Source organism: Gracilibacillus thailandensis, from assembly GCF_010994055.1.
Lineage (GTDB): Bacteria > Bacillota > Bacilli > Bacillales > Amphibacillaceae > Gracilibacillus > Gracilibacillus lacisalsi.
In genome coordinates this window covers 1-22730 of the sequence record NZ_WJID01000083.1, presented here as the reverse complement: position 1 = coordinate 22730, position 22730 = coordinate 1, and the positions used below count along the sequence as shown (strand labels likewise).

Annotated in this window: 24 protein-coding genes and 1 riboswitch; of the genes, 5 read left to right on the top strand and 19 right to left on the bottom strand. The window is 37.0% G+C overall.

What is annotated here, in order from left to right; translation table 11 throughout:
- Nucleotides 1-62: 62 nt before the first annotated feature.
- Both argH and GH715_RS19105 read right to left on the bottom strand, forming a co-directional pair.
- Nucleotides 63-1487 carry an argininosuccinate lyase gene (gene argH, locus GH715_RS19110; protein WP_153836755.1) on the bottom strand — a complete coding sequence of 475 codons (1425 nt, stop codon included), beginning with the start codon at nucleotides 1485-1487 and terminating at the stop codon, nucleotides 63-65.
- Nucleotides 1484-2743 carry an argininosuccinate synthase gene (locus GH715_RS19105; RefSeq protein WP_153836754.1) on the bottom strand — a complete coding sequence of 420 codons (1260 nt, stop codon included), beginning with the start codon at nucleotides 2741-2743 and terminating at the stop codon, nucleotides 1484-1486. The genes argH and GH715_RS19105 overlap by 4 nt, the downstream gene beginning before the upstream one ends.
- 404 nt (nucleotides 2744-3147) lie before the next feature.
- Between GH715_RS19105 and GH715_RS19100 the strand changes: the two genes are divergently transcribed.
- Nucleotides 3148-4068, top strand: a complete 921-nt coding sequence (locus GH715_RS19100; protein ID WP_153836753.1) for a DUF4349 domain-containing protein — start codon at nucleotides 3148-3150, stop codon at nucleotides 4066-4068.
- Between the two features lie 293 nt (nucleotides 4069-4361).
- On the opposite strand, the gene GH715_RS19095 is transcribed toward GH715_RS19100, so the two are convergent.
- The 11 genes from GH715_RS19095 to lepB all read right to left on the bottom strand — a co-directional run bounded on the left by GH715_RS19095 (nucleotide 4362) and on the right by lepB (nucleotide 12706).
- Nucleotides 4362-4793: a DUF4064 domain-containing protein gene (locus GH715_RS19095; protein ID WP_153836752.1), complete on the bottom strand. Its 432-nt coding sequence runs from the start codon at nucleotides 4791-4793 to the stop codon at nucleotides 4362-4364.
- 23 nt (nucleotides 4794-4816) lie between these two features.
- Nucleotides 4817-5764, bottom strand: coding sequence for an ABC transporter permease (locus tag GH715_RS19090; RefSeq protein ID WP_153836751.1), 948 nt, complete (start codon nucleotides 5762-5764; stop codon nucleotides 4817-4819).
- A complete protein-coding gene (locus GH715_RS19085; RefSeq protein WP_153836750.1) occupies nucleotides 5757-6674 on the bottom strand; it encodes an ABC transporter ATP-binding protein in 918 nt (305 codons plus the stop codon). Before GH715_RS19085 ends, GH715_RS19090 begins: the two co-directional genes overlap by 8 nt.
- A gap of 264 nt (nucleotides 6675-6938) precedes the next feature.
- Entirely contained in the window at nucleotides 6939-7727 is a 789-nt protein-coding gene (thiD, locus tag GH715_RS19080; protein ID WP_163578774.1) for a bifunctional hydroxymethylpyrimidine kinase/phosphomethylpyrimidine kinase, read from the bottom strand.
- Between the two features lie 36 nt (nucleotides 7728-7763).
- On the bottom strand, nucleotides 7764-8240 hold the full coding sequence (locus GH715_RS19075) for a DUF456 domain-containing protein (RefSeq protein ID WP_153836749.1): 477 nt from the start codon (nucleotides 8238-8240) through the stop codon (nucleotides 7764-7766).
- 104 nt (nucleotides 8241-8344) lie between these two features.
- On the bottom strand, nucleotides 8345-8869 hold the full coding sequence (locus GH715_RS19070) for a type 1 glutamine amidotransferase domain-containing protein (RefSeq protein WP_163578773.1): 525 nt from the start codon (nucleotides 8867-8869) through the stop codon (nucleotides 8345-8347).
- Nucleotides 8870-8930: 61 nt separating this feature from the next.
- Nucleotides 8931-9584, bottom strand: coding sequence for a thiamine phosphate synthase (thiE, locus tag GH715_RS19065; RefSeq protein ID WP_153836748.1), 654 nt, complete (start codon nucleotides 9582-9584; stop codon nucleotides 8931-8933).
- Entirely contained in the window at nucleotides 9585-10370 is a 786-nt protein-coding gene (gene thiM, locus GH715_RS19060; protein ID WP_163578772.1) for a hydroxyethylthiazole kinase, read from the bottom strand.
- Nucleotides 10367-11191 carry a bifunctional hydroxymethylpyrimidine kinase/phosphomethylpyrimidine kinase gene (gene thiD, locus GH715_RS19055; RefSeq protein WP_153836747.1) on the bottom strand — a complete coding sequence of 275 codons (825 nt, stop codon included), beginning with the start codon at nucleotides 11189-11191 and terminating at the stop codon, nucleotides 10367-10369. Before thiD (GH715_RS19055) ends, thiM begins: the two co-directional genes overlap by 4 nt.
- A gap of 1 nt (nucleotide 11192) precedes the next feature.
- The gene (gene tenA, locus GH715_RS19050) at nucleotides 11193-11882 is read right to left on the bottom strand and encodes a thiaminase II (RefSeq protein WP_153836746.1); all 690 of its coding nucleotides are present in this window, start codon (nucleotides 11880-11882) and stop codon (nucleotides 11193-11195) included.
- 107 nt (nucleotides 11883-11989) lie between these two features.
- A riboswitch (TPP riboswitch) is annotated at nucleotides 11990-12097 on the bottom strand.
- A 60-nt stretch (nucleotides 12098-12157) separates the two neighbouring features.
- Nucleotides 12158-12706, bottom strand: a complete 549-nt coding sequence (gene lepB / locus GH715_RS19045) for a signal peptidase I (RefSeq protein ID WP_153836758.1) — start codon at nucleotides 12704-12706, stop codon at nucleotides 12158-12160.
- Nucleotides 12707-12905: 199 nt separating this feature from the next.
- Between lepB and GH715_RS19040 the strand changes: the two genes are divergently transcribed.
- Nucleotides 12906-14099 (top strand): CynX/NimT family MFS transporter, encoded by a 1194-nt coding sequence (locus GH715_RS19040; protein WP_153836745.1) that lies wholly within the window; start codon nucleotides 12906-12908, stop codon nucleotides 14097-14099.
- Nucleotides 14100-14441: 342 nt separating this feature from the next.
- Nucleotides 14442-14735: a hypothetical protein gene (locus tag GH715_RS19035; protein ID WP_163578771.1), complete on the top strand. Its 294-nt coding sequence runs from the start codon at nucleotides 14442-14444 to the stop codon at nucleotides 14733-14735.
- Between the two features lie 259 nt (nucleotides 14736-14994).
- Here the strand turns inward: GH715_RS19035 and GH715_RS19030 are convergent, their stop codons facing one another.
- On the bottom strand, nucleotides 14995-15414 hold the full coding sequence (locus tag GH715_RS19030) for an organic hydroperoxide resistance protein (RefSeq protein ID WP_163578770.1): 420 nt from the start codon (nucleotides 15412-15414) through the stop codon (nucleotides 14995-14997).
- 250 nt (nucleotides 15415-15664) lie between these two features.
- On the opposite strand from GH715_RS19030, the gene GH715_RS19025 reads away from it, so the two are divergent.
- On the top strand, nucleotides 15665-16831 hold the full coding sequence (locus GH715_RS19025; protein ID WP_153836743.1) for an iron-containing alcohol dehydrogenase: 1167 nt from the start codon (nucleotides 15665-15667) through the stop codon (nucleotides 16829-16831).
- A 283-nt stretch (nucleotides 16832-17114) separates the two neighbouring features.
- Here GH715_RS19025 and ytzI read toward each other — a convergent pair whose 3' ends face one another.
- From ytzI to GH715_RS19000, 5 genes are all read right to left on the bottom strand, one after another.
- A complete protein-coding gene (gene ytzI, locus GH715_RS19020) occupies nucleotides 17115-17312 on the bottom strand; it encodes a YtzI protein (protein ID WP_153836742.1) in 198 nt (65 codons plus the stop codon).
- A gap of 691 nt (nucleotides 17313-18003) precedes the next feature.
- Nucleotides 18004-18351 carry a DUF1360 domain-containing protein gene (locus GH715_RS19015; protein ID WP_153836741.1) on the bottom strand — a complete coding sequence of 116 codons (348 nt, stop codon included), beginning with the start codon at nucleotides 18349-18351 and terminating at the stop codon, nucleotides 18004-18006.
- A 192-nt stretch (nucleotides 18352-18543) separates the two neighbouring features.
- Complete coding sequence (locus GH715_RS19010) at nucleotides 18544-18924, bottom strand: DUF4870 domain-containing protein (protein WP_153836740.1); 381 nt, start codon at nucleotides 18922-18924, stop codon at nucleotides 18544-18546.
- 77 nt (nucleotides 18925-19001) lie between these two features.
- Nucleotides 19002-19934 (bottom strand): bile acid:sodium symporter family protein, encoded by a 933-nt coding sequence (locus GH715_RS19005; protein WP_153836739.1) that lies wholly within the window; start codon nucleotides 19932-19934, stop codon nucleotides 19002-19004.
- A gap of 20 nt (nucleotides 19935-19954) precedes the next feature.
- Complete coding sequence (locus GH715_RS19000) at nucleotides 19955-20731, bottom strand: ABC transporter ATP-binding protein (protein ID WP_153836738.1); 777 nt, start codon at nucleotides 20729-20731, stop codon at nucleotides 19955-19957.
- 445 nt (nucleotides 20732-21176) lie between these two features.
- On the opposite strand from GH715_RS19000, the gene GH715_RS18995 reads away from it, so the two are divergent.
- Nucleotides 21177-22646, top strand: a complete 1470-nt coding sequence (locus GH715_RS18995; RefSeq protein ID WP_018932076.1) for a catalase — start codon at nucleotides 21177-21179, stop codon at nucleotides 22644-22646.
- The last annotated feature ends 84 nt before the right edge of the window (nucleotides 22647-22730 follow it).

The window sequence follows — 22730 nt, the reverse complement described above, 5'->3', positions numbered from 1 at the left end:
TTTATTATTTCCACTGTCTACTTGACAGGGTGCAGTTCAAAGGATCAGCTACGTTTCTTCTTTTATTTTTTAAGAACATTTACCTTTTCTTCATGGATTTCGATCCATGCTTCTGCTTCTGTGAGGCGACTTTCTGCTTGTTCAATTTGGTCCTTAACACGGTTTTTCGCTGTTCCGCCGACAACATTACGGGCATTGACAACTGACTTCGGTGATAGTACGTCGTAAATATCTTCATTGATTAGCTCAGAAAAGCTTTGGAAATCTGCTAAGCTTAAATCAAGTAAATATTTATTTTCCTGAATGCAATGCAATACAACTTGCCCGACCACCGCATGGGCTTCCCGGAATGGTAAATCTTTATTCACCAAGTAATCCGCTAAATCCGTTGCATTAGAAAAATCTTCTGCAACAGCCGCATACATATTTTCCTTTTTCACTTCCATTGTTTCGATCATTGGTGCAAAAAGAGCAAGCGCTCCTTTTAAGGTTTCCATCGTATCGAACATGCCTTCCTTATCCTCTTGCATATCCTTATTATATGCAATTGGTAAACCCTTCAAAGTAGTAAGCATTCCCATTAAGTTTCCATAGACACGACCAGTTTTCCCTCTTACTAATTCAGCGACATCAGGGTTTTTCTTCTGAGGCATCATACTACTTCCGGTACAAAAAGCATCATCTAATTCAACGAAATTGAACTCAGCACTTGACCATTGTACTAATTCTTCACTCAAACGAGATAAGTGCATAATCGTTAACGAAGCATTGGATAAAAATTCAACGACAAAGTCACGATCACTGACAGCATCTAAGCTGTTCTCCACTACACCGTCAAAGTTTAACTTCTCTGCAACATAATGACGATCAATCGGAAATGTTGTTCCGGCTAATGCTCCTGCACCAAGTGGTGAACGATTCACCCTTTTGAAGCTGTCAGATAACCTTTCCACATCACGTTCAAACATCGATACATATGCCATCATATGATGGGCGAACAACACTGGCTGCGCTCGTTGCAAATGCGTATATCCTGGCAAGATAGTATCCAAATTCGCTTTGGCTTGCTTTACAAGTGCCTCTTGCAAATTCTTTAGTAATTCAACTAATGTTACAAGTGAATCGCGTAAATACAAACGCATATCCAGTGCTACCTGATCATTTCTACTTCGTCCAGTGTGTAATTTACCACCAACAGCACCGACTTCATCAATAAGCAGTTTCTCGACATTCATATGAATATCCTCGTTTGCTTCTGTCAACTCTGCTTCTCCAGCTTTAATTTTTTCCGCTACAACCTTCAAACCTTTTTTTATCGTTTCAGCATCTTCTGACGGGATAATCTCACATTTCGCAAGCATTTCTACGTGTGCCAGGCTTCCTTGAATATCGTATTGTGCTAATTTCTTATCAAAGCTGATCGATGCTGTATACTCATCGACTAATTCATTTGTTGGTTTTGTAAATCGTCCGCCCCATAATTTCATAACTTCACTGATTCCTTCATATCAATTTTCGTTTTTTCCATAATTTTCGCTTTATCAGCATGAACATTATTTACTGTAGAGTGCACTTTTGTCGGTAAGCCCCAAAGTCTAATAAAGCCTAGTGCTGCCTCATGGTCAAATTCATCACCTTTACTATATGTTGCAAGGTTTAAGTCATATAATGAGTTGTCTGATTTTCTACCTACTACAAATGCTTGACCTTTGTATAACTTCACTCTTGCTACACCATTCACATATTTTTGAGTTTCGCTAATAAATGCTTTTAAGGCATCTGTTAATTGTGTAAACCATAGACCATCGTAAATCGCTTGTTCTAATTGTTGCTCTACAACTGGTTTAAATTTAGTTACTTCTCTTGGAAGTGTAATAGTTTCAATTTCTCTATGTGCTTGAATTAATGTTATAGCTGCTGGTGCTTCATAGATCTCACGTGATTTAATCCCAACAAGACGATTTTCCACGTGATCAATTCTTCCAATACCATGTTTACCAGCAATTTGATTCAATTCTAAAATCAATTCATGTAAAGGGTATTCCTTACCATTTAAGGCTACTGGCTTCCCTTGTTTAAATTCGATTTCAATCATTTCTGGCTCATCTGGAGCATTAACTGGGTTTTCTGTTAATTCAAATGCATCTTCAGGAGCTTCAGCCCATGGATCTTCTAAAATACCACACTCATTTGCACGCCCCCATAAGTTTTGGTCTACACTATATGGACTATCCAAATCAATTGGAATCGGAATCCCATGTTCTTTCGCATATGCAATTTCTTCATCTCTTGTCATGCCCCATTCACGTACTGGCGCCTCAATCTTTAACTCTGGATTGAGAGATGTAAAAGCAACATCGAAACGAACCTGGTCATTACCTTTACCAGTACAACCGTGCGCTACGGCCACCGCACCTTCTTTTTCTGCGATATCCACTAATACTTTTGCAATTAACGGACGAGAAAGTGCTGATACTAATGGATATTTATCTTCATACATGACATTTGCTTGTAATGCTGGTAGAACAAAATCCTCTGCAAAAAGCTGTTTTGCATCAACGGAATAGGATTTAATTGCTCCTACGTCAATCGCTTTATTCTTTACAAATTCTAAATCTTTTCCTTCGCCTACATCTAAACCAACCGCAATTACATCATAATTATATTTATCCTGTAACCATTTAATCGCAACTGATGTATCAAGTCCTCCGGAATATGCTAAAACTACTTTTTCTTTGTTCATGAAATAATCTCTCCTTAAGTGATTGTCAAAATGTTCGAATGATTAATTATGTATTATTATGCACTATTTAGTATATTAATTCAATAGTTATCTTGAAATTTTTTTATTTTTTTATTAGAAAAATGTGGGGTTTCCCTCAAAGGGGTTTTTGTTATCTGCTAATAAGGTTAGCTATACATATCAAGGGGATTCTCCATTTTAGCTTTTTTGAATTACGCGAATCTGGGAAAATTGGTGCTTTACAGGCGATTAAATAGAAAGCACATATCGTTTTTCATTTACTTTTACATAAAGTGAACCACATTAGACGAAGACATGCATAAAAATGAATAAATATAAATTAACTGATTCCTTGTAACCTATCTGAATTTGCTACGTCTAATCCAACAAAAGGAGGGGTCAATTTGAAAAAGATAATATCTATATTGATGTTGATTGTGTTTCTCTCTGCTTGCTCCAACGACGCGGATGATAGCAGCTATGAATCGGCAGACAGTGATATAGCGACTAGTGAAGAATCGAGCCAGTCTGGTATGAGTACAAATAATAGTCCAGCGGAAAATAAAGTTGAAATGGAACAAGCAGAGGAAAAACCAGCAAGTGAAGATAATGAGGAAAGCTTGGAAAATATAGAGGACAGAAAAATTATCCATAATGCTCAGTTACATTTAGAAACAGAAACATTTGATGAAACGATTGATTTTTTAGAGACAGAAACAGCTAATTATGATGGATATGTTGTCAATTCCAATTATTCCAATCACGGAGAGGAAACAGAACGATTCGGCAGAATGACCGTCCGAATACCAGACGATCATTTTCAAGATTTTATCGCAATCGTGGAAAATGGAGATTTAAAAATTTTGAATAAATCAGTTAGCGGAGAAGATGTCACCGAGCAATATGTTGACTTAACCTCCAGATTAAAATCAAAAAAAGTAGTTGAAGAACGATTACTTGCTTTTATAGAAGAAGCTGAAAAAACGGAGGATTTATTAAAGATCTCCGATGATTTAGCAGATGTACAAGAAGACATGGAACAATTAACAGGGAAAATCAATTATTTAGAAAATCAGTCTGACTATGCAACCATTGATATAGAATTGACCGAACGAAGAGTTGATATGCCTTCTGTTCAAGATGAGTCATTAAGTACATGGGAGAAAACAAAGGATCAATTTTTGAAAAGTATCCAGGTAATTCTGTCAATCGCATCTGGACTGTTTGTATTTCTAGTCGGCAATGCTCCGATTATTATTCTCTTCTTAATTATCGGATTCACCTTCTATTTTATTATTAGACACACAACCAAAAGCAGGGATTAGTTTATATGACAACCATAATACATTAAGCATGAAAAGTAGTTAACCAGGAAAACTGCTAAATGAAACGATAAGATTTCCCGGTGAAATGGAATTAACCGGCAATCTATCAAATAAAATGAGAAGTTTTCCAGATAATAAATCGACCTAAGTTAGTCTATGATATGGCAATTCGTGAACTCTGATCCACGCTTATTTTTATCACATGGTGAAATTTTATAATTTTCTAGAACATATAAAAAAGCTTAAATCCCTTCGATTTTGATGAAAAGGGATTTAAGCTTTTTACTACATTTTTAATACTGCTCCATATTTATTTCTTGTTTAGGCTTACGGACAAGTCCCATAATACCAGCTATGATATAGAAAATACCGGCGAAGATAGCACCACCAAAGGTAATGATAGTTGTTACACCACCGACAACAAGTAAAATAATACTTGCAGCTTTTGGCTTACTGTTTCCTTTAAATAAGAACATCGCCACAATACCTGCTACAATAGAAATAATCGCTCCTACAATCATTACTGTCCCTATTGACCCGATCATATCTAGAAACGGCATCATGTCATCGATATCACTTTGTGTAACAGTCGGATCTTCTTGTAACATTTCTCGAACTAATTCATTATCCCCATCTAACATCCGGAACAATCCGCCAAATAATGCCCCCAGTCCATAAACAAATGCTCCAATAATCGATAATACTACCTCTACTGTTCTTTTCATTTCTTCAACTCTCCCCTTATCTCTTAATTTCCCGCAATATCACGCTTTGTAAATGTAAACCATGAAACTAGTAAAAACAATACAAAGTACACCACTAAGACAGTAATCGAAAATCCTAGTGTCATGCCATCCATAACGGGACTTCCACTTCCAAAATATTGGTTCAAATTGGTATTAGCAAATAAGATATATTTTGCCCAATCATACTCGGCAACAAAACCAATAATAGAGTTTCCTGTAAACATTAAGAATATTGCTAAACCTATCGCCATCGCACTACTTCTAAATATTGTTGAAATCATAAAAGCAAATGTTGCCATCATCACTAAATTTACCATATTTAAGCCGTATTGTGTAAATATTTCTGCAAAAATAGAGACTTCTTCCACTCCATCTGTACCCATTTGAACTATACTAGGATTCCATCCGTTGATACCAAAGAAAATTGCACCTATAACTAAACTGATAATAAATAGAAAAACAAGCATGGTTATAGAAAATAATAAAACTGATACAAACTTCGAAAATAAAATTTTAGTTCTGGATATCGGACGAATTAATAGTAATTTGATCGTTCCCCATCGATACTCATTTGAAATAATGCCTGCTGCCACAATAATAGTAAACAAACTAATGATCATGGACAACCCAGCGTTTTCAAGCGTAAATTGCCACGCATCATATGGCAGAGGCTTGACATCATTCTCTATATGATATTCATTTATAGCTATTTCAGAATCATATCTAAAAAATTCAACTTCTTCATTTGCTTCCAGTAATTCTTCATTCTCTTGAGCAAGCTGTTCTTTCCAATTATCATTATAGTTTTGTTCATCTATATTATCAAAAACAAATACTATAAGGGCACCAGCAAATAGTATAACAGCTAGAATGATATACATCGACCAAGTAGCAAAACGTGAATAAAGCTTCATTTGTTCATTTTTTAATAATGATATAAAATTAAGCAATCGTATTCTCTCCAATCAACTCGAAAAATTTATCTTCCAATCTACTGCGTTCTACTGCTACTTCATAGATTGCTATATCTTCTTCCACTAATGTTCTCACCAATTGTGGTACAGTGCTTTTAGGAAGATTTGCCACCACGCGATCTTGAACGATTTTGGCTTCAAGTTCAAGTTGATCTTGGAGAATAGCTTTCACTTTTTCGTTATCATCCACGTCTAGCTTTACTGTAACATGGTCATTCTCAGTATTTGTATCTTGTACTTCTTCTACCGTGATTAGCTCACCATTCTTAATAATACCAATCCGATCGCACATTAATTCTATTTCAGATAATAAGTGACTGGATACAATCACCGATACTTGTTCTTGTTCGGCTAGATTTCTTATGTAGGTCCTTATTTCACGTATACCCGCTGGATCTAAACCATTAGTTGGTTCATCTAATATTAAAATAGATGGTTTATGCAGTAATGCTTGGGCAATCCCCATCCTTTGCCTCATACCTAATGAATATTTACCTACCTTCTCATGAATCGCTTTTTCCAAACCTACTAATCTAATCACTTCTTTTATTCTTTCATCAGTAATGCCAGATATCATACGAGCGAAGTGTTTAAGGTTTTTCCATCCCGACATAAATGGGTACATTTCCGGATTTTCGACGATCGCACCTACATGCTGGATTGCTTCTTTGAAGTTATGTTTTATACTTACTCCATTGATTTTGATATCCCCTGAGGTAATTTTCATTAAACCTACCATCATGCGAATTGTGGTTGTTTTACCAGCACCATTGGGACCTAAAAAGCCAAATACTTCACCGCGTTTTATCGAAAAATTCAACCCTTTGATTATTTGTTTATTACCTATCGATTTATGTACATCTTGTAATTCCATTGATGTAGTCATTTCGCACCTCCTTCTTATTTCCATATTCTATACGTATCAACAAAGAATTTCGTTTCATTATTCTCTTGATTTTTTGGTAACTTTTTATTATGATACTGTATATAACAACTGATGTTATATAATATGACATTTAATACAAAAAGAAGCAGTTCGCATAAACTACTTCTTTTGACAAGTTGTTATCATATCTTATTTGTTCTATCTTTTTCTTGGCAGTTGCAATCAAGCGACTGCCCTTTTTTAGATTCTCATCTATAACTCCGCTTATTCCTGTCTGGCTGCACCGTGTCTAACTGACCCGATACCAGTCCCAAACGATAAAGCATGTTCAATCGCAGCGTGTACAAATTGTTTACTCGTTTGAATAGCTTGCTTCATCGGTACATTTTTGGCTAACTCGGCAGTTAAACAAGCGGCATATGTACAACCCGCTCCACTGGTATGTATCGTATCAATCAATGGCATACGAAACACCTCCACTGTTTGACCATCATAATAAATATCAACTGCCTGTCCGTCTATATTTCCACCCTTCAATAAAACAGCTTGAGGTTTGAGTTCATATAATTCCTTCGCTGCTTCTCTTAAAGCATGAAGATCAGATGGAATTTCTCGACCTAATAACTTTTCTGCTTCTAACCGGTTAGGAGTGATCACTGTCGCTTGCGGAATTAATTGTTTCTTTAATACTTCAATCGCATCATCTGCTAACAGTTGTGACCCCATTTTACCAATCATCACTGGATCTATTACTTTATTTGGAACAGGTAGCTCCTTAAGCAAACTACTTACTCTTTCTATAATTTTTGTCGAAAAAAGCATCCCTGTTTTAATAGCATCTACACCAACCATTTCTGTCGCAGCGTAAAACTGTGCTTCAATCTCTTCTATATCTCGAATAAAAATCCCTTGATTTGTTCTGGAATTATTGGCAACTGTTGCGGTAATGACGGACATTCCGTATACATCCCGTTCCTGGAATGTCTTTAAGTCCGCTTGAATACCAGCACTTCCCTGTGCAGCTGCTCCAGCTATTGTTAATACTCTCTTCACTTGTAACACCTCGATGTCTGATCCTTTAACTTTGCATTATTTTACGATGAAAAACCAGATAATCATGATCAACTGAATCACAATTTTGGCAAAAGTGCCACTAAGAAAGCCAATCAGCGAGCCAAGTGCAGCCCTTAAGGCATCTTGTGTCGTTTTTTTCTGAATCATTTCCGTTATGACAACTAATATAAACGGAACAATAATAATACCAAATGGAGGGATAATAAATGAGCCAACAATCACCCCAAGAGCAGCCAACCGTTCACCTGCTTTGCTGCCACCAAATTTCTTCACAAAATAGCTATTGGCAATGATATCGGAAAATATCAACAGTAATGTCAAAACAGCCATTGCCACCCAAAAGATCCAACCAATATTCTCAGCCGTGAGCGCAAATTGATATATCAAGAAACCAATCCAAATTACCAATACGGACGGTATAATCGGGAAAATAATCCCCACAAATGCCAACACAAACATAACGATAATTAATATCCACCATACAATATCCATGCATCAAATCTCCTATTCAACTTTATAGCAATACAATCATTATCTATATAAAACCTATACTACAAAAAAATCTTACAAGGAAATCCCTGTAAGATCAAGTTTGATTACTGATTAGCTAAATAGTCAGCGTATGCTTTCACATATGGAGGTAAATCTGGTGGACGGCGGCTAGAGATAAGGTGTCCATCTGTTACAACCGGTTCATCACTCCATAATCCACCTGCATTAGTCATATCATCTTTGATGCCTGGTGTACTTGTTACCTTCTTACCGCGTAAAATACCCGCAGAAATCAGCACCCAACCTGCATGGCAAATTTGACCAATTGGTTTTTTGGCCTGATCCATAGAACGGACCATTTCTAATACTTCCGGAAATCTTCTTAATTTATCTGGTGCCCATCCACCTGGCACAAGGATACCGTCATAATCTTCTGCATTAATATCAGAAAAGGCATATTTAGACTCTGCTGGAACACCATACTTCCCAATATATTTTTGGTTAGCCTCTTTCCCTACAAGATGCACTGTTGCACCTTCTTCACGCAAACGTAGGACAGGGTACCATAATTCTAGATCTTCAAAATCCTCGTCCACTAGAGCAATAACTTTCTTATTTTCAAGACGCACAATATTACCTCCTTTTAGTATGATAATATTAGTGTATCAAATTTAACCCTACATTATCGAATTATTGCTCTTTAGAAAAATAATTCGTATGCATGTAGAAAGTTGCTGCAACGCTCTCGGGATTAGGAGATAGACTAATTGCCGAAATGATCGAAACGCCATCAGCACCAGCCCGCATTAGCTCGATCACATGCCCTAATTGAATACCGCCAATCGCTACAATCGGCAGATCTCCTACCCTATCCCTGATTTCTTGTAATCCTTTTGCTCCGATTGGTTTTTTAGCATCAGCTTTGGTATCGGTGCTAAAAATAGGACCTACGCCAATATAGTCAGCACCATCATTTTTTGCCTGTACTGCTTCTTGAACATTTGTTGATGACACACCAACGAGCCAATCTGAAGGTACTATTTTTCTCACTTCCTGTATCGACATATCCTCTTGACCAACATGAACGCCATCAGCTTCTATTTCCAACGCTAAATCTACATCATCATTTACTAAAAAAGGGACATCGTATTGATGACAAAGCTTTTTCATCTTTATGGCTAATTGCTTTTTGTCTTCGCCTGCTAGCGCACCATGTCCTTTTTCACGAAATTGGAAAAGGGTTATACCGCCTTTCAATGCTTCTTCCAATACATATAAAGGATCTTGTTCCGTATTATTACTTCCAAGAATAAAATATACTTGCAATAAATCACGTTTCATCATTTAGGAACTCCTAGTTAATTGTTTTTTCTTGTTGACTGTTTCTCCATCCACTTCAGACAATTGATCCAGAAACGCTATTTGAAAACTGCCCGGAAATCCCTGCTGATCTGCGGCATTTTCTGCAGCTACTCCATAATAGCTAAGCGCATCTGTTGCTGCTTCCACAACATTATCACTCACCGCTAAGAAGGCCGCAATAACAGCTGACAACAGACATCCTGTACCGGTAACTTTAGTTAGGAGGGGATGTCCGTTAGAGACACTAACTCTCGTATCCCGATCAATAACCACGTCTTCTTCCCCTGTAATCACTAAGGGAACCTGTAATGTCTTAAAAGCCAGGTTGGCTAATTGTTGAATATCAGTATCACTTGAACCATCGACACCACGAACTTCGGTCTCCACACCCGCTAAGTTGGCAATCTCTCCAGCATTACCCCTAATACATGTTACGTTGACTTCTTTCAAGATACGTTTAGCTGAGTTTGTACGGAAAGTAGTCGCACCTACACCAACCGGGTCTAATACAACAGGAACACCTGCTTGATTGGCTGCTTTACCGGCCAAAATCATCGCATCAATTTGTTCCTTAGTCAATGTACCAATATTTAAAACAAGGCTACTTGCCATTTGCGCCATTTCTTCTACTTCTTCTTTAGCATGAGCCATCACTGGTGCTGCACCGACAGCATATAAACCATTTGCTGTAAAGTTCATGACGACTTGATTGGTGATATTATGAATCAATGGTTGCTGCTTTCTCACTTTTTCAATTAAATGCCTCACTTAGATACCTCCCTTTGTCCAGGTAAACTTTTTAGCCTGTAGCCCCAATGGTTAGTCGGACCATGTCCATTACCTAATTCGAGAGGGTATTGAATAGCATCGGTAATAAAGTCCTTACCAATAACTACCGCATCTTTTATCTGCTTACCTTTTGCCAATTCGGCAGTTATCGCAGCCGAAAAGGTACAACCTGTACCATGTGTATGCTTCGTTTCAAAACGGTCGGCTTTTAGATAGTAGAAATCTTCACCGTCATATAGAACATCTACTGCTGCTCCTTCTAAATGACCACCTTTGACAACCGCAGCCTTCGCACCAAGTTCATTAACGATTACTTTCGCCGCTTTTTCTGCATCTTGATTATCGTGAATCTCGAAACCTACTAGAATTTCTGCTTCTGGTACATTTGGCGTCACCACTGTAGCATGCGGAATTAACGTATTGCGAATGACCTGTCTTGATTTCTCATCCATTAATGAATCACCACTTTTGGCCACCATAACCGGATCAATCACGTAAGGAATATTCGTATTTGCTAATTTTTTAGCTATTAATTCCATCATATCCACAGTAGCGATCATTCCTGTTTTCATTGCTTGTGGTGGAATATCCGTTAAAACGGCGTCTAATTGTTTCTCAATAAAATCAATGCTTAAATGCTGTACATCCTGAACACCTAGCGTGTTTTGCGCTACGACGGAAGTAATCACGCTCATTCCGTAAACTTCCTGTTCTTGGAATACTTTTAAATCCGCTTGAATTCCTGCACCACCCGAAGGATCTGTTCCAGCTATTGTGAGTGCTGACGCTACTTTATGCATGTTACTTCCCCTTTCCAGCTAATGAAAACGGCCATTCTTCTACCTGATAAGCCATTTCCCAGAATAAATACTCTAGCTGACAGCTTTTAATAAAAGCTAATTTAGCTTTCTGTTTCTCTTCTTCTCCCACTTGTTCTGCCCATTTATCTAAACGCTCACAAAGCTCCGTTGTCACTGATGCTGTATCTTCTTTGGCGTAAAATGTAATCCACTCATAAAAAGGATGTTCTTCCGTTGGTTGATACTTTTCTTTTAAGTAATGTCCGATCTCTAAATATGTCCAGGGGCAAGGTAACAATGCTGCGATTAATTCCCCTATACTTCCTTGTTGTGCGACACTTTTCATATGGGCTACATAATGATTTGCTGTCGGTGGCAAAGGGTATCCTTGCAACTCATCGTAACCAACGCCTGCGACCTGACATAAATTATGATGTGGATGAATTTCACTATTCAAGATAAAACCGATCTTTTCATAGAAATATGTCATGTCTTCTCTAGTGTTGCTTTTGGCGATGGCGATACCATAGATGTTCATAAACGCATTGAGATACTCAAAATCTGCTTTCACATAGTGAATGATCGCTTCTTTGTGCAAATTTCCTTCTCCAATTCCAACTACAAAAGGGTGTTCAAAGATACCTTGGTAAATATCATCTGCTGCTACACGCAATTCTTGACTAAATGTCATTTCTCCTGCCTCCAGAAAATATATATTTCCATAATAAAAAGCCGCTCGCGGGTAGCGGAGCGGCTTTTGAATAGTCCATATCAAAAATGAGGTGTATGTCGTTCACACACCATCCGACTCCACTTTCCTACGCTGGTGTTAACCAGTTCAGGTTCAAAGGGATCAAGAAATACATTCTTATCTCAGCTGCTCATGCAGCACCCCTAGCGGAATTTCTATTATGAAGTTATTACCAATAAAACACGGATACGCTAAATTGTCAAGTTTAGCCGTACCTATTTAATGATTCCAAATGATTCAATTGGCCATATACGCATTTTAACATCTCCAATAACAGCATCTTCATCTACAAAGCCAAATTCACGACTATCTTTACTAACTCTCCGATTATCACCTAAAACAAATATTTTCCCTTCAGGAACTTGTTCCTTACCAGTTAATTCTTTCAGTGTAAAATCATTTGTCAGCTTTTGACCATCAGACAGTGCTGCTTTGGAGTCATCAAGATACGTCTCTTCATAGAGCTTCCCATTAATATATAGGTTGTCATCTTTCATTTCGATCGTATCACCGGGAAAGCCTATTATTCTCTTAACATAATTATCATTTGAATCCGGTGCTTTGAAGGCAATTTCATCAAAACGATCGATACTGCTGATCTTACTCAAAATAATCCGGTCGCCATTTTCTAAATTCGGCATCATCGATTCGCCTTTCACAACGGAAGGAGTAATCAAAAAGTGCCGACACAGAAGCACAATAATAACAGCAACCAACAACGCCTTCAACCATGATAGTAATTCTTTAACGACCTTATTCTCCATTGTAGACCTTCTTTCATCATAGTTAACTTTCACTTGTGATTGATCCACGGTGCGAACCATCCATAAGACCCCCGCTAATGGAAGTCTTACTTTATGTATGTTATTCTATTATAATGCGAATTTTACTAATAGTTTCTTACTTATTTTAGCATATTTTGTATGACATTTGTTAATAAAAACATAGAAATAAGGTGAAAAAATGGAAAAAGGACCACACCTAACAAAAAAGCATTATACGATTCTTTTTATCATTGGTATTATTCTGTTAGCCTTTAATTTAAGACCCGCAATCACTTCAGTTGGTCCTATCATCGGCATCATCCGTGAAGATTTATCGATCAGCAATTGGAGTGCAGGCTTTTTAACCAGTTTGCCGCTCATCGCCTTTGCTTTTATGTCACCCATTGCACCGCGGATTGCCAATCGGACTACTAATGAAAAAGCATTATTATATGGGCTCATCACATTATTGATTGGTATTTGGATTCGCTCCACAGCATCCATTACCTTATTATTTGTCGGTACCATATTAATCGGTGTCGGTATTGCGATCATTAATGTTATTTTACCAAGTCTGATTAAAAGTAATTTCCCTGAGAAAATCGGTTTAATGACAGGTGTTTATACCACATCGATGTCCATTTTCGCCGCATTAGCCTCAGGTTTCAGTGTACCACTTACAACAACTGCTGAACTTGGATGGCAATGGTCATTAGCTAGTTGGAGTTTACTCGTGATTATCGGTATTGTTGTCTGGCTTATCGCGATGAACAAAGCACCCATTAAAGAAGATAAGGAACTATACGAACCGAGCACTGTGCAATTATTGCGTTCACCTGTTGCCTGGCAAGTCACGCTTTTTATGGGATTACAATCCTTTTTATTTTATGTAACGATTTCATGGTTAGCTGAAATATTGATTTCCAATGATTTCTCAGGGTCAGTTGCTGGATGGTATGTAGCATATATGCAATTCATCAGTTTGCCTGCTACTTTCTTTACTCCTGTTATTGCAGGTAAGTTGAAAAACCAACAACCTGTCGTTGCCGTTTTTGGAGTGTCAGGCATTATTGGTTATAGCATGCTATATTTTGAACCTGGTATGATAGGGACTACTATTGCCATTACACTAATTGGCATAATGCTAGGAGCAAGCATAAGCTTAGCATTAGCCTTGCTTGGTCTAAGGACTACTAATGCAAGACAAGCTGCTGAATTATCAGGAATGGCACAATCCTTTGGTTACCTGTTAGCATCGTTTGGACCGATAGTCATTGGTCTTATTTTTGACATTACTAACCATTGGCAACCTTCTATTATGACGATACTATTTGTTACATTAATTATGACTGTTTTTGGTTTAGGGGCGAGCAGAAATAAGAAAGTATTATAATCTATTTGTAAATTTTTGATTACGAACGTTTTGTCCGATATTAAAAGAATTGTAAATTATGAGGAAAGTCACTTTACTGGTCTGTTGATCAGGTATATACTGAATAAATGAATATAAGAAAAGCGCAGAGCGCCCGCTTAGAAACGTAGCGACTGGAACGAATTAACTGAGATAAAGGAATCACGGTGAGTTTACGAACCGATGATGACTTATCGTAGGGCAATTCGTGAAGTCGCCTAGTTTCTGGGCGCTCGGAGCTAGACATCTGCTCAAAATTTATACTTTCTTATCTTAGAACAAAGGGAGATGGTTGAGTATATGAGAAAATCCCTCATTCTTGTCATGATGATGTTAACCATTTCTCACTTAATCTCATTATCCAATTATCAAACCGATCTAACATTCAATATCGAATTAAACGATGAACTATATGCTGCTTATTATTATGATGCAGATCATCATGATTCAACAGCAGACAAAGGTATTTTAAATGAAGAGCAAGTAATGATTGGAGCATTACTACTATTTACGATCTTTTACTCTCTTCAACAAGCATTTGTATCTCGACATTATCTACATGCGGTATTTTATCAATCTAACTATCTGATCGCATTTGTACCCCTTCCACCAAAATAAATTGAAGGAGGTATGAACATGTGGTTCAGATTCTTTATGATTGGCCTATTTTCCTTTGCAGCCGTGAGTGTTTGGTTGTACCAAGGAATCGAGTTTTTCCAGGCTTTCTCAGATTACTTTAAAAATCGTTCGTAATAAAAGGAGCACGGTGTACCAATAACACCGTGCTCTTTCTATATTACGAAAAGAAAGTATAATATTTGGATATTTATTCACTCAAAGCGCCCAGAAACTAGGCGGGCGCTCTGCGCTTTTCTTATTATACAGCTTTTGTATTTAATTCTACGTCAATATTTCCTCTTGTAGCTTTAGAGTATGGGCAGAAGTCGTGTGCTTGTTTAGCAAGTTCTTCTGCTTCTTCTTGCGATACACCTTTAATTTCTACATTAAGTACTACACCAATTTTGAATCCACCGTCAGCTTCATCTTTCATTAAGCTAACTTCTGCCGTAATAGCAGATTCAATATCCTTCTTTTGTTTGGATGCCATTAGGTTCAAGGCACCATCGTAGCATGCAGCATAACCTGCAGCAAATAATTGTTCTGGATTAGAGCCTGTTCCATCACCATCACCCGCTGGATTTACCAGGTTTAAGTCAATTAAACCGTCATCTGATTTGACATGACCATCACGGCCACCTTGTGCAGTTGCTTTGGATGTAAATAATTTGTTACTCACTCTATCCACTCCTTTAGATTAAATTAGAACGCTTGCTTGTTCTATATTATTTATTCTACCAATACTATTCCTTTTTCTTCAATTATTAAACATTCTATTTAATTGAAATCTTTACATTTTGATCATACTAACATCTTAATAAACAACTCTGAATTTATTCACAATTGGACACATGAAGCATAATACTTTACACATACTAAAATTATTGCAATATTAAAAGGTGTAGGTTGATTTAGGAGGAGGCAAACAAATGCAAAACTTTATTTTTCACAACCCGACGAAATTATATTTCGGTCAAGGGCAATTAGAGAACTTACAAACAGAATTACAACATTACGATGATAATATTCTGCTAGTCTACGGTGGCGGAAGCATTAAACGCAATGGCTTATACGACCAAGTAATCGATATATTGAAGAAAGAAAATAAGAATGTATTTGAATTAAGTGGTGTCGAACCAAATCCTCGTGTCACTACTGCACGGAAAGGAATCGAAATTTGTAAAGATGAAAAAATAGATTTCATCCTTGCTGTTGGTGGCGGAAGTACGATTGACTGTACGAAGGCAATCGCTGCAGGTGCCAAATCTGAAGATGATATTTGGGATATTGTAACTAAGAAAGCAACGCCTACTGGTGCACTTCCATTTGGAACGATTTTAACACTGGCAGCAACCGGATCGGAAATGAATGCAGGATCTGTCATCACAAATTGGGAAACAAATGAAAAACATGGTTGGGGCAGCCCATATACTTATCCTACTTTCTCGATTTTAGACCCTAGTTTCACCAAAACAGTACCGAAAGACCAAACAATCTATGGCATGGTCGATATTATGTCACATGCGCTCGAACATTATTTCCACCATGAAGAAAATACATTGTTACAAGATCGTATGGTAGAAGGAATTCTACAAACGATGGTAGAAACAGCTCCAAAGTTATTAGAAGATCTTGAAAATGAAGAGCTTCGTGCAACTGTCCTATATAATGGAACAATGGCGTTAAATGGCATGGTAAATATGGGTTATCATGGAGACTGGGCAACACATAACCTAGAACATGCTGTTTCAGCTGTACATGACATTCCACACGGTGGCGGCCTGGCAATTCTTTTCCCACATTGGATGGAATATGCAATCGATGAAAACGTAAGTCGTTTTAAACAATTAGCTATCCGTGTATTTGATGTAGATCCAAGTGGTAAATCAGATAAAGAAGTTGGCTTAGAAGGAATTGCTAAACTTCGTGCATTCTGGAATAGTATCGAAGCTCCTTCTCGCTTGGCTGATTATGATATTGGCGAAGACAGTATCGAGGAAATGGCTGATAAAACAGTGATCGCTAGACCTGAATTCGGTAACTTCAAAAAACTGAACCGTGATGATGCGATCGCCATCTACAAAGCTGCTCTATAATAAGATAGGCATAAGGCTTCCACTAATCCTTAGCGAAACGGAAGTTGGGGCTAACTACTGCGAACTAATGAAAGTCACTTAGTGTTAACATTTATTGAGCGCACATTGAGTGCGTTATTTAACAGAATAGCACCCGTTTTTTGGGTTTTGCGGACATTTAATCCCTTATTTGGCTTTTTTCGATCAAATTTAACTGTATTTTCGACGAATAGCGGAATAGATGTCCGCATGCACCTTAAAAACGGCACTTTTGTCAACGAGCAAACAGTGACCGTTTCTGTTTTTATCGGTCACTGTTTTTATTTTCATTCGCATTTTTCTCTGATTGATCTGTTCTTGCTTCGGTTTCTTCACTACTTTCCTGCTCGCTTGGTAACGGATCGATTGTATGCTGATACCCATACCCTTTATTTAATGTCATAATGGACAATGCTAATACTGCAATTACGACTATAATACAAACAACAATAACAACCCACATGTACTGTATCCTTCCCTTTCTTTTAAATAAAATCAATTATAACACACAGTTAATTGAGAAACACTTCACAAAAAAGCAACAAAAACAATCGATTTATATGCGTTTCCTCGTGATATGAGGATAAATTTAGAAAGGACGAGGAAAAGGAATCTCCTTCCTCGGCTTATTTTGTTTATAAGGAAAGTATATAATACGCGGCATGATAGTGTTTTTGTATCATAGGTGGTCATTTTGAAATGATATGTAGACGGAAAGCATCACTCCGGCTGCCCGCTTCCCTTTCCGTGGGATCAGCGTGATCTGAAGATCCACTTTTGTAAAGCGATCTTCTTTACAAAAGTTAGCTGAAGACACGCCCCATGGAAATCGAAGTGGGCAAGCCGCAGCGGTTGTTACGCCTATTATTCATGTCAAAATAACTACTTTGGACAGGAACGGGTGGGCTTTCCCTGTTTTTCTTGAGTAGAAGAAATTAGACTTTTTCACCGTTTTTATGTAACTCCCGAACGCTTTTATAGCGACCTCATAAAATAATATAGGAATGTTTCATAATCTTGTATGATGAAGGAGTTTTGATCATGTCCAACATTACACAACGGTCTGTTAGCAGACGTAAAAAAGGACGAAGGAAAAAGTCATGTAGTTGCAGTGGCTATAAAAGGAAGAAGTAGGAATAAAGATACATGAATGATTAAATAAAGTAAGAAATAATGACTTCAATAATCGATGCTACTCCTGCAACCGCCAATACAATAATAATCGGGATAAATATAGTAGAGTAAAAATGAAAACCTAAAAATAAAAATAAAGATGACCAAATGCCCGTACACCAGTGACACCGTAATAATTCACCAATCCATCTTTTCCAACCGTTTCCTTTAAACATCACCGTCTCTTCTATGCTACCATCGGGCAACCATTTTTCTTCTACTTCAAAAAAAGGTGCTCGAATAAAGCCTGTGATTTTATCATAAACGATCAATCTTGTTAAACGAAATGTTGCAAGTGATAATAAAACAAAAGATAACCATGTAATCATAAGGGCACCTTCTTTCTTTTCTTCTTTACTTTCATATTATTAAGTAGGTGCCTGATTCATGAATAAAAACGAAGGGTTACCAAAATCTCTTTTGGCAACCCCTTCGTTTTGTACGTTTTTTGCAAGCAATTTTTCTACTTTCTGTGCTAAGAAAAAAAGACCTGATGTAAACATCAGATCAGGATTATATCATTATTTATCTAATTGTTGTTCAACCATGTCACCAATCCAAGGTAGCTTGAAATATTGCCCTTGATAGGCCTTTACCATTAAGAAAACCCATAAAACTAGTGTTAAAGGTGCGATTAAAATACTTACAAACCATCCTAATAAAGGTATCATACCAAGAACCGTATTAATCACAATCAAAAGTACAAATGTAAAAATCGACTGCAGTGCATGAAAACGGACAAAGCGATTTTCTTTCTCTAACAATAAAAAAATAATACCAGTAACAAACCCTACTAAATACGATAATAAACCTGCGATATTCTGATCTAATCCTGTTGATGTTTTTGACTGTTGCTCTGACTTTTGCTCTTCATTATCTTTCGGTAATTGATCCTCCGTCATTTTTGTCCTCCTTTCATTAAAACATACACTTCAATAGTTAATTCTATCATTTTTTAGAATATTCACAATATTTATATTTATTTTCTTCTTTGCAGAAATTTACTGTATAAAGAAGCCAAAACTTGTTGAAATAACATGCCGACAACAACCGGAACTGCCACTGATCCAGGAAAATACTGCACTGCTATAACGGCTCCGGCGCTAATATTTCTCATTCCACTGCTAAACGTTAAGGAAATCACATCTTGACTAGTCCGTTTTAACCACTTCGACAACAACCAAGCTAAGTAATAGCCACTAGCAGCAACAAAAAACATCGTTATAGCTACTTTAATCAGATGAAAATCAACATCCAATAAATAATCTGCAACTTCTGAGCTATTGATCATAATGACTAATGCTAATGCTATTTTCGAAAAAGGAGCTAAGCGAGGACTCCATTTCTCATGAATTCCTCCACGTGTTGTTTCATGTAAAATCATACCTAATATAGACGGAATAACGATCATGATAAACAGACCTTTCATCATCGCCCATACTTCTAAATCAACGGATGCTCCGATAAATAATGATAGCGATAATGGGACAATAAAAGGGGATAAGATCGTATCGATTAAAATAATGGATAATGTTAAGGCGACATTTCCTTTATTCATAGAAACCCAAATGAAACTTGTAATCCCTGTAGGAATAATCATTGCTAATACAAAACCAATAACCGTTAAATGATCATTGCTAAAGGTGAGTGTTCCGATTAGAAACGCCCATAAAGGCATTAAAATATGTAAGATAACAAGTGCTATCAATATCGATAAAGGATGAGCAACCACTCGATATAGAGCAACAAAATTTAGGCTCAAACTCCCTGCAAATGTCATAAATGCAAAAATCCAGATAACCCAATGATCAAATTGAATAAAAAAATCTGCAAATAATACCCCAATAATTACACTTGCTGGCGCGATAAAGGGCATAATTCGTTGTAGTATTTGGTTCAAATGATTTAACATTTAAGTCTACTCCTAAGATGTTATTTCTTCCTTAACCTTGGACGCCGTTCTGTCCAATCTACCTCTACTGGTACACCAAAAAATTCTGTTAAATTTTCCGAATTGATCATAGCATTTGTTGGGCCTTGATTAAATACACGTCCATCCTTTAATAACAAAGTTTTCGAAAAAGTTGGTATTATTTCCTCCACATGATGTGTGACATATATAATCGAAGCTGCATTTTCCCCTTGACTAATATGCTCAATCGACTCTAGTAATTTCTCTCTTGCAATAAAATCTAATCCATTTGTCGGCTCGTCTAAAATTAATAATTTGGGATCGTTCATGAGTGCTCGTCCGATTAATACTCGTTGCTGTTCCCCTTGAGATAATGTTCGATAGGCACGATTAGCATAAGAGAAGCAATCAAGATCCTTCAATAGCTGTTGTGCTTTGGCACGCATCTCGTCTGTAGGGGTTTCATATAAACCAATCGAAGCAAACGCACCGCTTAATACAACTTGGTATGCACTATCCGTACCATAAATTCGTTGTTTTAAGATGGAAGAAACAATACCGATTTGTTGTCTTAACTGCTCTCCGAGTACATCTTTACCAAATTGTCTTCCAATCACATTAACTTGGCCTTCTGTTGGAAAATAATAGGAACATAACATATGTAAAAGCGCTGTTTTTCCTGCACCATTCAATCCTAATAATGTCCAGTGCTCTCCTTTCTCTATTTTCCAATTGATATCTTTTAGTATCCAATTTCCTTCTTTTTTTAGTCCTACTTTTTGTAAATTCAACACCATTCTATATCACTTCCTTCATCTATATAGTATACACCGGTAAGCTTGAAATTTCTTGTGTTTGATTTGCAGGAAATTTTTTAAAAAAATTGAACTTTTCTATTGAAAATGATTCTCATTATCGTTATAATATATTTAATCACATAGAGTGATGAAACATTCCCTTTACACATATCTTTTGTTACCCCCAATCAACAAAAGTTCAAGGATGTTTCCCATTCCATTAGAGTAGCTAATAAATAGCTGCTCTATTTTTTGTTTAGTTAATATTTTTATCAGGTAAAGAAATATAACGTGAAACTATGGTTTAACACCTTAACAAATGGAAGAAGTCATAGATTTCACACAAAATTTATTTAAAATTATTATAAAAAAATATTGATTTTCATAAGATTTGTATTATAATAAAAGATGTAATATAAAGAATAAAGGAGAGGTGTTACATTATATGAGTCAAGAAAAAAAATACTTAACGACTGCTTCTGGTGCGCCAGTAGGAGATAATCAAAACTCCATTACTGCAGGCCATAGAGGACCAACATTAATTCAAGACGTTCATTTACTAGAAAAACTAGCTCATTTTAATCGTGAAAGAGTGCCAGAAAGAGTTGTACACGCTAAAGGTGCAGGAGCACACGGCTATTTTGAAGTAACAAATGACGTTTCTAAATATACAAAAGCAGACTTCTTATCTGAAGTAGGCAAAAAAACACCTATGTTCATCCGCTTCTCCACTGTAGCTGGCGAATTAGGTTCTGCCGATACAGTACGTGACCCGCGTGGTTTCGCTGTTAAATTTTATACAGATGAAGGGAACTATGATTTAGTTGGGAATAACACGCCAGTATTCTTTATCCGTGATGCGATTAAATTCCCAGACTTTATTCATACACAAAAACGTAACCCGCAAACACACTTAAAAGACAAAAATGCGGTTTGGGATTTCTGGTCATTATCACCAGAGTCACTTCACCAAATTACTATTTTACACTCTGACCGTGGTATCCCTGCGACTCTTCGTCATCAAAATGGCTACGGAAGCCACACATTTAAATGGGTAAATAAAGATGGAGAAGCATTCTATGTGAAATATCACTTCAAAACAGATCAAGGCATTAAAAACCTAGATCCTAAAGTGGCAGATGAACTTGCAGGTACAAATCCTGACTATCATACTGAAGATCTATTTAATGCTATTGAAGAAGGTAACTATCCTTCTTGGACATTAAAAGTTCAAATCATGCCTGAAGCGGACGCGCAAAACTACCGTTACGATCCATTTGATGTAACAAAAGTATGGCCACATGAAGACTATCCATTAGTTGAAGTTGGTAAAATGGTATTAGATCGTAATCCTGAGAACTATTTTGCAGAAGTAGAGCAAGCAGCATTTTCTCCTGGACACTTTGTTCCTGGTATTGAAGCATCTCCAGATAAAATGCTTCAAGGTCGTTTGTTTGCCTATTCTGATGCACATCGTTACCGTATTGGAGCAAACCATGAGTCATTACCAATTAACCGTGCTAAATCACCGGTTAATAACTATCAACGTGATGGGTTCATGAGCCATGATGGTAATGGTGGCAGCGCACCAAACTATGAACCTAATAGCTTTAGTGATGCACCAAAAGAAACACCTGAAAACAAAATTAGTCCATATGAAGTTTCCGGATTTGCTGATAGTGTTCCATATGATCAAGATGATCACTACTCTCAGCCTCGTGCATTATTCCGTGATGTAATGAATGATGAAGAGCGCGAGCGTTTAATTCAAAACTTCGCTGACCACATGAGTGCTGTAACTCGCGAAGGTATTGTGGACCGTCAATTAGAAAACTTCTACAAAGTAGCTCCTGAATTAGCAGAAGGTGTTGCTGCTAAATTAGGCGTAGAAGTACCAGCAAGTGTAAAAGAATAAGCACAATCAAAAAAAGAGACCCAGAGCGGTCTCTTTTTTTGATTGTTATTACGTCTTTTAAAACCACAGGCTCTGCCTGTGTGA

Excerpts from the sequence above, each read along its gene's own strand:
- GH715_RS19015 (WP_153836741.1), bottom strand. The coding sequence starts at position 18,351 with ATGATTACATGGTTATCTTTTGTTTTATTATCACTTGCAACATTTCGT.
- GH715_RS19075 (WP_153836749.1), bottom strand. The coding sequence starts at position 8,240 with ATGGATATTGTATGGTGGATATTAATTATCGTTATGTTTGTGTTGGCA.
- thiD (WP_153836747.1), bottom strand. The coding sequence starts at position 11,191 with ATGCATAAAGTAGCGTCAGCACTCACAATAGCTGGAACAGATCCTTCG.
- tenA (WP_153836746.1), bottom strand. The coding sequence starts at position 11,882 with ATGACATTTAGTCAAGAATTGCGTGTAGCAGCAGATGATATTTACCAA.
- lepB (WP_153836758.1), bottom strand. The coding sequence starts at position 12,706 with ATGGAGAATAAGGTCGTTAAAGAATTACTATCATGGTTGAAGGCGTTG.
- GH715_RS19005 (WP_153836739.1), bottom strand. The coding sequence starts at position 19,934 with ATGTTAAATCATTTGAACCAAATACTACAACGAATTATGCCCTTTATC.
- GH715_RS19010 (WP_153836740.1), bottom strand. The coding sequence starts at position 18,924 with ATGACGGAGGATCAATTACCGAAAGATAATGAAGAGCAAAAGTCAGAG.
- GH715_RS19105 (WP_153836754.1), bottom strand. The coding sequence starts at position 2,743 with ATGAACAAAGAAAAAGTAGTTTTAGCATATTCCGGAGGACTTGATACA.
- ytzI (WP_153836742.1), bottom strand. The coding sequence starts at position 17,312 with ATGTGGGTTGTTATTGTTGTTTGTATTATAGTCGTAATTGCAGTATTA.
- GH715_RS19085 (WP_153836750.1), bottom strand. The coding sequence starts at position 6,674 with ATGACTACATCAATGGAATTACAAGATGTACATAAATCGATAGGTAAT.
- GH715_RS19040 (WP_153836745.1), top strand. The coding sequence starts at position 12,906 with ATGGAAAAAGGACCACACCTAACAAAAAAGCATTATACGATTCTTTTT.
- GH715_RS19025 (WP_153836743.1), top strand. The coding sequence starts at position 15,665 with ATGCAAAACTTTATTTTTCACAACCCGACGAAATTATATTTCGGTCAA.
- thiE (WP_153836748.1), bottom strand. The coding sequence starts at position 9,584 with ATGATGAAACGTGATTTATTGCAAGTATATTTTATTCTTGGAAGTAAT.
- GH715_RS18995 (WP_018932076.1), top strand. The coding sequence starts at position 21,177 with ATGAGTCAAGAAAAAAAATACTTAACGACTGCTTCTGGTGCGCCAGTA.
- argH (WP_153836755.1), bottom strand. The coding sequence starts at position 1,487 with ATGAAATTATGGGGCGGACGATTTACAAAACCAACAAATGAATTAGTC.
- GH715_RS19000 (WP_153836738.1), bottom strand. The coding sequence starts at position 20,731 with ATGGTGTTGAATTTACAAAAAGTAGGACTAAAAAAAGAAGGAAATTGG.
- GH715_RS19095 (WP_153836752.1), bottom strand. The coding sequence starts at position 4,793 with ATGAAAAGAACAGTAGAGGTAGTATTATCGATTATTGGAGCATTTGTT.
- GH715_RS19035 (WP_163578771.1), top strand. The coding sequence starts at position 14,442 with ATGATGATGTTAACCATTTCTCACTTAATCTCATTATCCAATTATCAA.